This is a genomic window from Achromobacter sp. T5-5 (genome assembly GCF_055397965.1).
The window spans coordinates 2,683,632-2,695,508 of record NZ_AP027919.1 but is presented as its reverse complement, the minus strand read 5'-3'; the positions used below and the strand labels follow the sequence as shown (position 1 = coordinate 2,695,508).

General features: G+C 67.4%; 10 protein-coding genes. 6 read left to right on the top strand and 4 right to left on the bottom strand.

Features of this window, described 5'->3' with window-relative positions:
• Positions 1 to 79: 79 nt before the first annotated feature.
• Both ACZ50Q_RS12185 and ACZ50Q_RS12180 read right to left on the bottom strand, forming a co-directional pair.
• Positions 80 to 541, bottom strand: a complete 462-nt coding sequence (locus ACZ50Q_RS12185) for a MarR family winged helix-turn-helix transcriptional regulator (protein WP_092580382.1) — start codon at positions 539 to 541, stop codon at positions 80 to 82.
• A 97-nt stretch (positions 542 to 638) separates the two neighbouring features.
• Positions 639 to 2,639: a transcriptional regulator gene (locus tag ACZ50Q_RS12180; RefSeq protein ID WP_464081649.1), complete on the bottom strand. Its 2,001-nt coding sequence runs from the start codon at positions 2,637 to 2,639 to the stop codon at positions 639 to 641.
• A 149-nt stretch (positions 2,640 to 2,788) separates the two neighbouring features.
• Here ACZ50Q_RS12180 and ACZ50Q_RS12175 point away from each other — a divergent pair, with 149 nt between their 5' ends.
• Positions 2,789 to 3,637 carry a class I SAM-dependent methyltransferase gene (locus tag ACZ50Q_RS12175; protein ID WP_464081648.1) on the top strand — a complete coding sequence of 283 codons (849 nt, stop codon included), beginning with the start codon at positions 2,789 to 2,791 and terminating at the stop codon, positions 3,635 to 3,637.
• Positions 3,638 to 3,900: 263 nt separating this feature from the next.
• Here the strand turns inward: ACZ50Q_RS12175 and ACZ50Q_RS12170 are convergent, their stop codons facing one another.
• Complete coding sequence (locus ACZ50Q_RS12170) at positions 3,901 to 4,962, bottom strand: LacI family DNA-binding transcriptional regulator (RefSeq protein ID WP_092580379.1); 1,062 nt, start codon at positions 4,960 to 4,962, stop codon at positions 3,901 to 3,903.
• 112 nt (positions 4,963 to 5,074) lie between these two features.
• Between ACZ50Q_RS12170 and ACZ50Q_RS12165 the strand changes: the two genes are divergently transcribed.
• From ACZ50Q_RS12165 to ACZ50Q_RS12145, 5 genes are read left to right on the top strand one after another with little or no spacing between them, the layout of a single operon-like run.
• Positions 5,075 to 6,097: a TRAP transporter substrate-binding protein gene (locus ACZ50Q_RS12165; RefSeq protein WP_464081647.1), complete on the top strand. Its 1,023-nt coding sequence runs from the start codon at positions 5,075 to 5,077 to the stop codon at positions 6,095 to 6,097.
• 11 nt (positions 6,098 to 6,108) lie between these two features.
• The gene (locus ACZ50Q_RS12160) at positions 6,109 to 7,989 is read left to right on the top strand and encodes a TRAP transporter large permease (protein WP_076520439.1); all 1,881 of its coding nucleotides are present in this window, start codon (positions 6,109 to 6,111) and stop codon (positions 7,987 to 7,989) included.
• A gap of 60 nt (positions 7,990 to 8,049) precedes the next feature.
• Entirely contained in the window at positions 8,050 to 8,589 is a 540-nt protein-coding gene (locus tag ACZ50Q_RS12155) for a VOC family protein (RefSeq protein WP_464081646.1), read from the top strand.
• Between the two features lie 25 nt (positions 8,590 to 8,614).
• Entirely contained in the window at positions 8,615 to 9,892 is a 1,278-nt protein-coding gene (locus ACZ50Q_RS12150) for a ribulose-bisphosphate carboxylase large subunit family protein (protein WP_464081645.1), read from the top strand.
• Positions 9,889 to 11,220, top strand: coding sequence for a four-carbon acid sugar kinase family protein (locus tag ACZ50Q_RS12145; RefSeq protein WP_464081644.1), 1,332 nt, complete (start codon positions 9,889 to 9,891; stop codon positions 11,218 to 11,220). The genes ACZ50Q_RS12150 and ACZ50Q_RS12145 overlap by 4 nt, the downstream gene beginning before the upstream one ends.
• A 268-nt stretch (positions 11,221 to 11,488) precedes the next feature.
• On the opposite strand, the gene ACZ50Q_RS12140 is transcribed toward ACZ50Q_RS12145, so the two are convergent.
• Positions 11,489 to 11,764: a hypothetical protein gene (locus ACZ50Q_RS12140; RefSeq protein ID WP_464081643.1), complete on the bottom strand. Its 276-nt coding sequence runs from the start codon at positions 11,762 to 11,764 to the stop codon at positions 11,489 to 11,491.
• Between the last annotated feature and the right edge of the window lie 113 nt (positions 11,765 to 11,877).

Here is an 11,877-nt window from a genome sequence, read left to right as displayed (position 1 = left end):
GCTTGCCCAGGCTGTATATGCCTAGGCAGATAAATAAATAAAAAAAAGGAAACGACCCCGGAAAAGAAGATGGCGTTCCCTACCCTTGGTCCGACCGCGCATTCATCAGCAGGCGCGACAGCAGCTTGTGCAGCATCTCCCCTTCGGCTTCCGAGAAGCCGGCCAACAACCGGCGAAACGCCACCTCCGTCGCCTGCCGCGCCTGCGGAAAGGCCGCCTGGCCCATCTCGGTCAGCTCGATCAAGTAACTGCGGCGGTCGGCTTCGTTTTCCACGCGGCGGATGAAGCCCTTGGCGGCGATGCGGTCCAGCAAACGGGTCATGGCGCCGGAGTCGTAAGCCAGCACGCGGCAGAAATCGCTGAGCGTGCGGCCCCACCCCTTGACGATGCAGTTCAGCACGACGTACTGCTGCACGGTGATCTGAAGCGGCGCCAGTTCGCGGTCCAGGGCCTCGTGGATGCCATTGCGCACGGACGTGACCAGAAAGCCGAGTTCGCCGGTGCAGAGTTCGTCCAGAACGGAAGGGGAATCGTTGCGCATGATGGGCCTGCCGCGCCGCGGCGGAATCGATCGACGCATATTAACTGCCTAGGCAGGCACATGCAAGCCTACGCTTTCCGCGCGGGGCCGTCGCGCCTCACCCTATCCCGATCCGCCGCGCGCCCTCACGGAACAGCGCCTGCGTGTCCGGCGCCAGCCTGAACGCCCCCAGGAAATCGTCCACGCGGTACGCCGGCGCCGCCTTGCGGATGGCGGGCAGAAAGCCGAGCGCCTCGTCAATCCGGCCCGCCATCGCCAGGCAGCACGCGGCAATGGCCAGGATGTGCACGTGGGCGTTGGGCCGCGCCGCCGCCTTGACCGCCCACCCCGCGGCTTCCTCGATGCGGCCCAGGCGCACCAGCGCCAGCGCGCGCACCGCCAGCATGCCGAACAGCAGCGGATCGAAGGGACTGAGGTGGCGGGAATGGTCGGACGCGCCGATGGCCGCTTCGGCGTCGCCCAACTGGCAGTCGACAAAGCCCAGCGTGTAATGTCCCAGGGCAAAGTTCGGGCTCAGGTCCACGGCAATCCGCAGTTCGCTGATCGACGGATCCTGGCTGCCGCGCAGCCACAGCGCGCGCCCCATTGCCCAATGCGCGGCCGGGTCGCGGTCGTCGGCGATCAGGCTTTGTCCGGCGGTCTCGAACGCCAGGTCGATGGCCGGCGCCTGCTCGCCCCAGCGCTGGAATGCGGTCTGCCAGTGGGTGAAGGACAGGCCCGCATAGGCCCGCGAGAACGTCGGATCCAGCCGCACCGCCAATTCGAAGAAATGCCGCGCCTGCTCGTTGTCGGTGCGGTTGAACCGGTACATGTGCCATAGGCCGCGGTGATGCGCCTGCCACGCATCCAGCGAATTGGGCGGCGTCAGGATGGCGCGGTTGCGCTCGGCGGCCTCGATCTCGATGTCGATCGATGCCACGATGCGATTGCCGATCTCGTCCAGGGCCAGCAAGGCGTCGTCAAACATGTGGTCCAGGACGTCGGCCCAGACGATGCGCGCCGTGCGGGAGTCGACGAGCTGCACCTCGACGGCCAGGCGCTGGTCGTGCCGCCGCAGCGATCCGCTCACGACGTAGTCCACGTTGAGCGTGCGTCCCGCCTCTTCCGGCCCCACGCTGCGCTGGTCCAGCGCGAACACGGTGCCCTGCGCGATGACGAAAAGACTGCGCAGCTTCGCCAGCCGGGTAATGATGTCGAAGGCCAGCCCGTCCGCCAGGCCGCCCCGCACGCCCGCCTGCGCCGACCGGTCCACGAAAGGCATGACGGCGATCGACGCGCGTCCCTGACGTTCCGGGGCAGGGTCCGACTGGCCGGGCGGCGGCGCGTCGGCCGCGGACGGGACGCCGCCCGCCAGGCGGGCGCGCACCTCGCGCCACGCGTCGCGCAGCGGCCGCCCGTCCAGGCCCTCGGCCTCGAACGCCCGAACGGCCGCGGCCAGGTGTTCTTCGCCTTCGCGCCATTGCCCGCGCAATCCCAACGCGCCCAGCATCTGCTGGTGCGCCTGCGGGTCGAAAGGCGCGAGCCGCAGCCACTGGTCCAGGCACGCGAAGCTGTCCTCCGACCCCGCCGGCAGCGCCGCGGCCCGGCGCGCCAGCACGGCCGCATGGCAGGCCCGCAGGCGCCGCCGCTGCGCGGTCAGCCAGCTATGGAAGAACGGGCTGCGGCCGATCTCCAGCCCTTCCAGGAAGTCGCCCGCGAACAGCATCGACAGGTCGCGCAGCCGCTCCGGGCTCGCGTTATCGATCCCGGCCTGCATCGCCGCGTCGATATCGAGGACGTCCACGCGGCAATCGGACAGGTCCAGGCGCACGCTGTCCTGCGCCGTCTCGACCCGACGCCTGCCGGGCTCGTCCAGCAGGCCCCTCGCCTTGCTCAGGCACCAGCGCAGTTCGCCGCGCGGATCGTTCGGAATGTCCCACAGCAATTCGCACAGGTGCGAGCGCATGACCGCATGGGGCGCCAGCGCCAGGTACGCGATCAGCGCGCGCAGCTTGCGCGAGGGCGGCAAGGCAACGGGCGCGTCCCCGCGCGTGATCGCCATCGGCCCCAGCATGCGCACGTGGATGGCCGCGCCGCCGGATTCCACCGCAGATTCCACGCCGGCTACCACGCTCGCCTCCACGCGCGGTTTCTATCGTGGTTTCCGGGGCGCACGGCACGCGAAAGCCTTCGCGGCGCTGGTTGCACCGCCCCGGCGCGCTGGTCATGGAGGCCGTCGCGCATCCCACGCTCTATCGGAGACACACCATGTCCATTTCCTCCCTTGCCACCAGAGACGTGCGCGACACCGCACAGCCTGACCTGGCCGCCTTGAAAACCCGCCAGCAGAGCACCTGGTCTTCCGGGGACTACGCCGTCGTCGGCACCACGCTGCAGATCGTAGGAGAACAGCTTTGCGAAGCGCTTGACGTGCGCGCCGGCCAGAAGGTGCTGGACGTCGCCGCCGGCAACGGCAATTCGACGCTGGCGGCCGCGCGCCGCTGGTGCGACGTCACCTCGACCGACTACGTCCCCGCGCTGCTGAGCCGCGGCCGCGAACGCGCCGCCGCCGAACGCCTGAAGATCGAATTCCAGGAGGCCGACGCCGAGGCGCTGCCCTTCCCGGACGCGGCGTTCGACGTCGTGATGTCGACTTTCGGGGTGATGTTCACCGCCGACCAGGACAAGGCCGCGGCCGAATTGACCCGCGTGTGCAAGCACGGCGGCAAGATCGGCCTGGCCAACTGGACGCCGGACGGCTTCATCGGGCAGATCTTCAAGACCATCGGCAAGCACCTGCCCCCGCCCGCCGGCGTGAAATCGCCCGCCTTGTGGGGCACGAAGGCGCGCATCGAAGAGATGGTCGGGGCCGAGGCGTCGTCGATCCAATGCGAACCCCGCCACTTCGTCTTCCGGTACCGGTCGCCCGACCACTGGATGCAGGTCTTCAAGACCTACTACGGCCCGCTGCTCAAGGCGTTCGGCGCGCTGGAGCCCGCGGCGCAGACGGCGCTCACGGCCGACATCACGGCACAGATCGACAAGTTCAACCGGTCCGGCGACTCGACGATGGTGGTGCCCAGCGAGTACATGGAAATCGTGATCACCCGCCGGTGACCGCGCCCTGGTCCCCGCCTCGCAGGAGGCGGGGCCGGCCATGCGGACGGCGGACAGGAAGCGATCCATGGCGTAGCGCCTTCACAGCCGTCCGCCGGCGGGCGCCGGGGCGGCCGTTGTTGAACAACCCTGCGTTGAGGTTGGCAATGGCATGCCGACCACTGCCGGAGTGGGTGCGAGCCCATAGCGGGAATCATACGCCCGCGAATCTCCGATTGGCGCATTCAGACGCCGCTGCCGAGCCGCCGGGCGCGGCCCCACGCCTACGGCAGGTTCTCGCGGAAGATCACCTGGCTGCGCGCCAGCTCCACCCCGTTCATTGCGCTGCGCTTGTCGCGCAGATTGCTGAAGATGCGCACGCAGCTCATCAAGGCTTCCATGGGGCTCTGCGTGATGACGGCGTCCATCGTGCCGTCGATCAGCAGCGCCCGCGTGTCGGGCGTGAGGCCATGCCCGATGAAAACAACCCGGTGCTGCTGCCCCGCCTCCTTCAGCGCGCGGGCCACGCCATCGGACGCGCCGCCGATGTTGTAGATGCCGGCAAGCTGCGGATACTGCTCCAGCAACTGGCGCGTCTGCTCGTAGTTGCGCTGCGCGTCGTCATAGCCTTCGCGCAGGTCCACCACCTGCATCGCCTGGAACTGCTCCGCATAGAGCTGCAGAAAGCCGCTTTCGCGTTCTTCGTGCGCCCGGTAGTGCCGTGATCCGGCAATCAGCGCCACATGCGCCGCGCGCAAGCCGATGAAGCGCGCAATAAGGTAGCCGGCCGTGCGGCCCGCGGCGCGGTTGTCCAGGCCCACATAGGCCACGCGGGCGCTGTTGGCGATATCCGAAATCAGCGTCACGGTCGGCACGCCCTGCTGCGCCAGCGCGTTCACGGCCTCGCGCACCACCGGATGCTCCAGCGCCATGAACGCGATGCCGTCGGCCCGCTTGCCATGCCGGGCCAGCGCCTGCGCCAGCGCATCGGGATTGAAGCTTTCCACGTAGTCGACCTGGCACTTCGCGTTCAGCGGGGCGAAGTGTTCGTGCGCGTAGCTGACGGTATCGCCCAGCATGCGCAGATAGCGATTGCTGCCGCGCGGCAGCAGGAACACCAGCCGCATCGGCTCGGGCGCGGCCGCCGCGTACGCCGCTTCGTCGGGCAGGTAGTCCAGGTCGATGGCGGCCTTGAAGACCTTTTGCGCCGTGGCGGGGCGGACACCGGGTCGGCGGTTCAGCACCCGGTCGGCGGTGGCGGTGGACACGCCGGCGCGGGCGGCGACGTCGGCCAGACGGGCGAGCTTGCGGTCGGAGGCGGGATTATTCACATCAAAAACCATCATGAATAAGATTTGACGATGATAGCGCCTATTCACTATTGTCCATTCTGCCGCATGGATCAGGCGGTTTTGTGGCACATCAAAAAACATCATAACTACGACTATGGAGACAACCATGAAGCTGCTGACACGCCGCAGTGCCTTGCGCCGCCTTTGCGCGGTTCCCGCCCTTGCCGTCGCCGGCACCGGCTTTCCGCTGATCGCCCGCGCCGCCGATTATTCGCTCAAGTACGGCAACAACCTGCCGGTGACGCATCCGCTGAACATCCGCGCCCAGGAAGCCGCCGAACGCATCCTCAAGGAAAGCAACGGCCGCGTCGACATCAAGATCTTCCCGAACAACCAGCTCGGCGGCGACACCGACATGCTGGCCCAGGTGCGCTCGGGCGGCATCGACTTCTTCACGCCGTCCGCCCTGGTGATCGCCACGCTGGTGCCGGTGGCCGCCATCAACGCCGTCGGCTTCGCGTTCAAGGACTACGGCCAGGTCTGGACGGCCATGGACGGCGCGCTGGGCGCCCACGTGCGCGCCGCCATCGCGCAGCGCAAGCTCTACGCCTTTGAAAAGATGTGGGACAACGGCTTTCGCCAGACCACCAGCAGCAAGGCGCCGGTCAACACCGCCGCCGACATGGACGGCCTGAAGATCCGCGTGCCGGTGAGCTCGCTGCCGATCTCCATGTTCAAGGGCCTGGGCGCCGCGCCGGCCAGCCTGCAGTTCAGCGAAGTCTATTCGTCGCTGCAGACCAAGGTGGTGGACGCGCAGGAAAACCCGCTGCCCATCATCCAGGTCGCCAAGCTGTACGAAGTGCAGAAATACTGCTCGCTGACCAACCACATCTGGGACGGCTACTGGTTCATCGCCAACGGCCGCATGTGGGAAGGCCTGCCCGCCGACCTGAAGACGGTCGTTGCGCGCGGCATCAACGAAGCGGGCCTGGCCCAGCGCGAAGACATCAAGAAGCTCAACGCCTCGGTGCAGTCCGACCTGGAAGCCAAGGGCCTCGTGTTCAACCAGCCGTCCGCCGACAGCTTCCGCGACCAACTGCGCACGGCGGGCTTCTACAAGGAATGGCAGGGCCGGTTCGGCAACGAGGCCTGGGGCTTGCTGGAGCAGTCCGTCGGCAAGCTGGCCTGAGGTCGCGCGCCATGTCCTCCCTGTCCGCTCCCCACGCCGCCACGCCCGCGCTGCCGGCCAATCCCCTGCGCCGGGCGGCCGGCGCGCTCGACAGCGTGCTGGGCAGTGTGGTCGAACACGTTGCCGCGGCGATCGTGCTGATCGAGATCCTGGTGCTCTTCGCCGGCGTCGTCTCGCGCTATGTGTTCCACAGCCCGCTGGTCTGGTCCGACGAACTCGCCTCCATTCTGTTCCTGTGGCTGTCCATGCTGGGCGCCGTGGTGGCGCTGCGGCGCGGCGAACACATGCGCATGACGGCGCTGGTGAACAACGTCAGCCCGGCGCGGCGCGCGCAGCTGGAAACCGCGGCGCTGGCGGCGTCGCTGGCGTTCCTGGTGCTGATCCTGGCGCCCGCCATCGAGTACGCGCACGAAGAGCACTTCATCATCACCCCCGCGCTGGAGCTGAGCAACGCCTGGCGCGCCGCCGCGATTCCCGTGGGCATGGGGCTGATGGGCGTCATCGCCGTGCTGCGCCTGCTGCGTACGCAGCCGCTGCCGCAGGTGGCGACGGCGCTGGCCGGCGTGGCCGCGATCGTGGGCCTGTTCTGGCTGGCGCAGCCGCTGTTCTCGGGCCTGGGCAAGCTGAATCTGGTGATCTTCTTCGTGGGCATCGTCGCGGCCACCGTGTTCTCCGGCGTGCCCATCGCGTTCTCGTTCGCGCTGGCCACGTTTTCGTACCTGGCGCTGACCACCAACACGCCGATGGTCGTCATGGTGGGCCGCCTGGACGAAGGCATGTCCCACCTGATGCTGCTGGCGGTGCCGCTCTTCATCTTCCTGGGCTCGCTGATCGAAATGACGGGCATGGCGCGCGCCATGATCCAGTTCCTGGCCAGCCTGCTGGGCCACGTGCGCGGCGGGCTGTCGTACGTGCTGATCGGCGCCATGTACCTGGTGTCCGGCATCTCGGGCTCCAAGATCGCCGACATGGCGGCCATTGCGCCGGTGCTGTTCCCCGAAATGAAAAAGCGCGGCGCCAAGCCCGGCGACCTGGTGGCCCTGCTGTCCGCCACGGGTGCGCAGACCGAGACGATTCCGCCGTCCATCGTCCTCATCACCATCGGTTCCGTGACGGGCGTATCCATCGCCGCGCTCTTCACGGGCGGACTGCTGCCCGCCGTGGTGCTGGGCCTGGCGCTGTGCACGGTGGTCTGGTGGCGCTACCGCAAGGAAGACCTGAGCCTGGTGCAGCGCTTCACCTTCAAGGAGATCGGCCGCTTCTTCATGATCGCGCTGCCCGCGGTGGCCCTGCCCTTCGTGATCCGCGCCGCCGTCGTCGAAGGCGTGGCGACCGCCACCGAAGTCTCCACCATCGGCATCGTGTATTCCGCCGTCGTGGGTCTCTTGATCTACCGGCGCTTTGACTGGGCGCGCCTCAAGCCCATGCTCATCGAGACCGCCTCGCTGTCGGGCGCCATCATGCTGATCGTCGGCTGCGCCACCGCCATGGCGTGGGCGCTGACGCAGTCGGGCTTTTCGGGCGACCTGGCCAAGCTGATGGCCGGCATGCCCGGCGGCAGCTACGGCTTCCTGGCGGTGTCCATCGTGGCCTTCATCATCCTGGGCAGCGTGCTGGAAGGCATCCCCGCCATCGTGCTGTTCGGTCCGCTGCTGTTCCCGATCGCGGTGCAGGCCGGCGTGCACGAAGTCCACTACGCGATGGTCGTGATCTTCGCGATGGGCATCGGTCTCTTCGCGCCGCCCTTCGGCGTCGGCTACTACGGCGCCTGCGCCATCAGCCGCGTCGACCCCAACGAAGGTATCCGCCCGATCTGGGGCTACATCGGCGCGTTGCTGATCGGCCTGATCGTGGTTGCCGCCTTCCCCTGGTTCTCCATCGGTTTTCTGTGACGCGACGCGGCTCCGCCCGGCGGGGCCGCGCACTCCACCTCTTTTAAGAAAGATTCCAACATGAGTCGTTTCCTGGGCGAGATCCGCCAACTCGGTTATGTCGTGCATGACATCGAAGCCGCCATGGACTACTGGAGCACCACGCTGGGCGTGGGTCCCTGGTACTACAACCCGCGCGTGCCCATCGTCAATTACCAATACGACGGCGTGGGCTACGAACCCCACAACTCGGTGGCCCTGGCCAACTCGGGCTACGTGCAGGTCGAACTGATCCAGACCCGCAACGACGTGCCTTCCATGTACCGCGACTTCCTGCAGGCGGGCCGCACCGGCCTGCAGCACGTCGCCTACTGGACCGAAAGCTACGACGCCGACCTGGAGCGCCTGCTGGCGCAGGGCTTCAAGCCCAAGATGAGCGGCGAAGTCGGCGAAAAAGGCCGCTTCATCTACTTCGACACCGAATACCACCCCGGCACCGTCATCGAACTGTCCGAAGTGGCCGGACCCAAGGGCCGCCTCTTCGACCTGATCCGCGAAAGCTCGCAGAACTGGGACGGCAAGGATCCGGTCCGCGCCTTCCCCGACCTGACCCGTCTCTGATCCGCCCTGCCGCCCCATCGCCACCATGAATTCCCAATCGTTTACCGCCACCTACATGATCGAAACCCCCGTCGACCCCGCCAAGGTCGCGGAGGTCATGGCCGGCGAGCAATCCTGCGGCACCTTCACGCGCGTCCAGGGCGAGACGGACGAACTGCGCGCCCGTGCGCGCGCGCGCATCGAATCCATCGAAACCCTGGAAACCGTCGACGCGCCCAGCCTGCCAAACGCCTATCTCGCGCGCCAGCCGGACGGCATGCCGGGCAAATTCCAGCGCGCGCGGGTACGCATCGCGTTTCCCGTCGCCAACGTCGGCGCCAACCTGCCCACGCTGGCGGCCACGGTCGGCGGCAACCTGTACGACCTCGGCGAAGTCACCGGCCTGCGGCTGGAAAGCATGGAGCTGCCCGCGAACTACCGCGCCCAGTTCGACCTGCCCCAGGTCGGCATCGCCGGCACGCGCGCGCTGACCGGCGTGGACCAGGGTCCGCTCGTGGGCACCATCATCAAGCCCAACGTCGGCCTGTCACCCGAGCAGACCGCGCACCTGGTCGCCCAGCTCTGCGCAGCCGGCGTGGACTTCATCAAGGACGACGAAGTCTGCGCCAACCCGGCCCACGCCCCGCTCGCCCAGCGCGTCGCGGCCGTGATGGCCGTGGTGCGCGCCCACCGCGACCGCACCGGCCGCAACGTCATGGTCGCCTTCAACATCAGCGACGAGACCGACGCCATGCGCCGCCACGCCGACTTGATCGAACGCGAAGGCGGCACCTGCGTCATGGCAAGCCTGAACTGGTGCGGCTACTCCGCCATCCAGACCCTGCGCCGCAGCACGCCGCTGGCATTGCACGGCCACCGCAACGGCTTTGGCGCGCTGTCGCGCCATCCGCTGTTGGGCATGGGCTTTCAGGCTTATCAGACGCTGTGGCGGCTGGCGGGCGTGGACCATATGCATGTGCATGGGCTGCAAGGCAAGTTCTCGCAGGAAGACAGCGAAGTCGTCGACTCCGCGCGCGACTGCCTGGCGTCGCTGACGCCCGGCATCGACGACGCCGTCATGCCTGCGTTCTCGTCCGGCCAATGGGCCGGCACCGTGCCCGCCACCTGGGCCGCCGTGCGCAGCGACGACCTGCTGTTCATGTCGGGCGGCGGCATTCTTGCCCACCCGGACGGCCCGGCGGCGGGCGTGCAGAGCATCCGCCAGGCGTGGCACGCGGTGCGCGACAACCAGGCGCTGGAAGACTACGCCCGCAACGCGCCCGAGCTGCGGCGCGCCCTGGACTTCTTCGGAAACCGCGCATGACGGGCGCTGCCGCGCCACAGGTCTGCTGGTATGGCGACGACTTCACCGGCGCCACCGACACGCTGGCCGAGGTCGCTCGCGCGGGGCTGCGCAGCCTGCTCTTCTTGAGCGTGCCCTCTTCCGCGCAACTGGAGCGCGCGGGTCCATTGGATGCCATCGGCATCGCTGGCGCCGCGCGCGGCATGGCACCCGAGGAGATGGCCTCTGAACTGCGCGCGGTCGGTGAGTTCATGGCGGGCACCGGCGCGCGCGTGCTGCACTACAAATGCTGTTCCACCTTCGACAGCGCGCCGCACATCGGCAGCATCGGGGCCGCCGTGCGGGAATTGCGGCGGCACCTGCCCAATCCCATCGTGCCCATCGTGGGCGGGCAGCCCAGCATCGGACGCTATTGCAGCTTCGCGCAGCTTTTTGCGCGAGCGGGCGCCGCGCCGGAAATCCACCGGGTCGACCGGCACCCGGTCATGAGCGTGCATCCCGTGACCCCGATGCACGAGGCGGATTTGCGGCGGCATCTGGAGGCGCAGGGGTTGGCTGGCATCCGCTCAGTGCCGCACATTGCCTATCCATCGGCCGCGGAGGTGATGGCGGTCGACGACTGGATCGACCGTCTTCTGGACAACGCCGACGGCCCGCTGCTGCTGGACCTGGTGGACGAATCGCAGCTTGCCGTCATCGGCCGCCTGATCCGCCGCGCGGCCGACCGCGCCCCGCTGCTGGCCGTGGGCCCGAGCAGCGTACAACAGGCGCTGGCCCGCGCCTCGCTAACCCCGCGCGAAGGCATGACCCCGCCGACGTCGCTCGCCCCCGCCGACGGCCCGGTGCTGGTCGTGGCGGGCAGCCTGTCGCCCGTCACTGCACGGCAAATCGCCGCGGCTGAAAGCTATGCCCGCCAACCATTGGTGACCGAGCGCCTGCTGGCCGATCCCGACTACGCCGCGCAACAGGTCCAACAGGCAGCCGCCACGCTGGCCCAGGGCCGCAACGTGCTCGCGCACACCGACCAGCCGTCGGGCCCCGTCAACGCCGAACAGACCGCCGCCACCGCGCTCGCCACGGCCCGGCTCGTCGCCGACATCGTGCGCGCCAGCGCCCAGGCCGGCCGACGCCTGAACCGCATCGGCATCGCCGGCGGCGACACGTCCAGCCAGGCCACGCTGGCACTGGGGCTTTGGGGGCTGGCGTTTCGCTGCGTCCTGGCGCCGGGGGTGACCGTGAGCGTCGCACGTAGCGATGACCCCGTGACGGACGGGATTGAATTGATGCTTAAGGGTGGGCAGATGGGGGGGGAGCGGTTGTTTGATGAGCTGGCGGCGGGCGGGGGGTGAGCTGTCGCCCCGGGCGCGCAAACGCCGTGCCGTTCATTGAACGAACGGCTGAACATGGTCGCAAAGAGCGCCCCCCGGCGTAATTATGACGCCTGAAGCATCCGGAGCATTTTCTGAGCCTGCTGGCGAGACGACTGAGGCATCAACTTGTTCTTGACAAAAGCCCCCAGCTCCTCACGAAATGCCGACCAACTAGTTTGGTCCGCCTTAAGCCATGCAATGGCTCGATCCGGCCAATAGCCAGAGAAGGATTCGTGGAATACTTGCTTTAACAAAAAAGTTCCAGGAAAGCAATAATCACCAAACCATGAACGGGATTTGCAATGGCCGCCCGATTCAAGAAATCATAGAAATCGCTAGGCGGTAGTTCTAACAACGGCCAAAGCAAAGTAAATCTGCCTTCCGAGTCGAGCGCGACCGCCTTTTCATTCGAACGCGTGCACCAACGGAACTCAGCATGCGTACCTACCAGTTGGCTTCCAATACCAATAAGCCAACAGTATTGGAGTTCGTCAATCGCGGGCTCAAGCAGTCTAAGTTCCATTAGCGTCTCCACGCTTGATGATTGACTAAAGTTCCAACCCGGTTACTGAGCCATTGTTGAAATTGCGCGCGAGTCTTGAATCGCCCCGGGTATCGCGGAGTCTCCAGCTCTTG

Excerpts from the sequence above, each read along its gene's own strand:
- ACZ50Q_RS12160 (WP_076520439.1), top strand. The coding sequence starts at position 6,109 with ATGTCCTCCCTGTCCGCTCCCCACGCCGCCACGCCCGCGCTGCCGGCC.
- ACZ50Q_RS12155 (WP_464081646.1), top strand. The coding sequence starts at position 8,050 with ATGAGTCGTTTCCTGGGCGAGATCCGCCAACTCGGTTATGTCGTGCAT.
- ACZ50Q_RS12140 (WP_464081643.1), bottom strand. The coding sequence starts at position 11,764 with ATGGAACTTAGACTGCTTGAGCCCGCGATTGACGAACTCCAATACTGT.
- ACZ50Q_RS12145 (WP_464081644.1), top strand. The coding sequence starts at position 9,889 with ATGACGGGCGCTGCCGCGCCACAGGTCTGCTGGTATGGCGACGACTTC.
- ACZ50Q_RS12185 (WP_092580382.1), bottom strand. The coding sequence starts at position 541 with ATGCGCAACGATTCCCCTTCCGTTCTGGACGAACTCTGCACCGGCGAA.
- ACZ50Q_RS12150 (WP_464081645.1), top strand. The coding sequence starts at position 8,615 with ATGAATTCCCAATCGTTTACCGCCACCTACATGATCGAAACCCCCGTC.
- ACZ50Q_RS12175 (WP_464081648.1), top strand. The coding sequence starts at position 2,789 with ATGTCCATTTCCTCCCTTGCCACCAGAGACGTGCGCGACACCGCACAG.
- ACZ50Q_RS12165 (WP_464081647.1), top strand. The coding sequence starts at position 5,075 with ATGAAGCTGCTGACACGCCGCAGTGCCTTGCGCCGCCTTTGCGCGGTT.
- ACZ50Q_RS12170 (WP_092580379.1), bottom strand. The coding sequence starts at position 4,962 with ATGATGGTTTTTGATGTGAATAATCCCGCCTCCGACCGCAAGCTCGCC.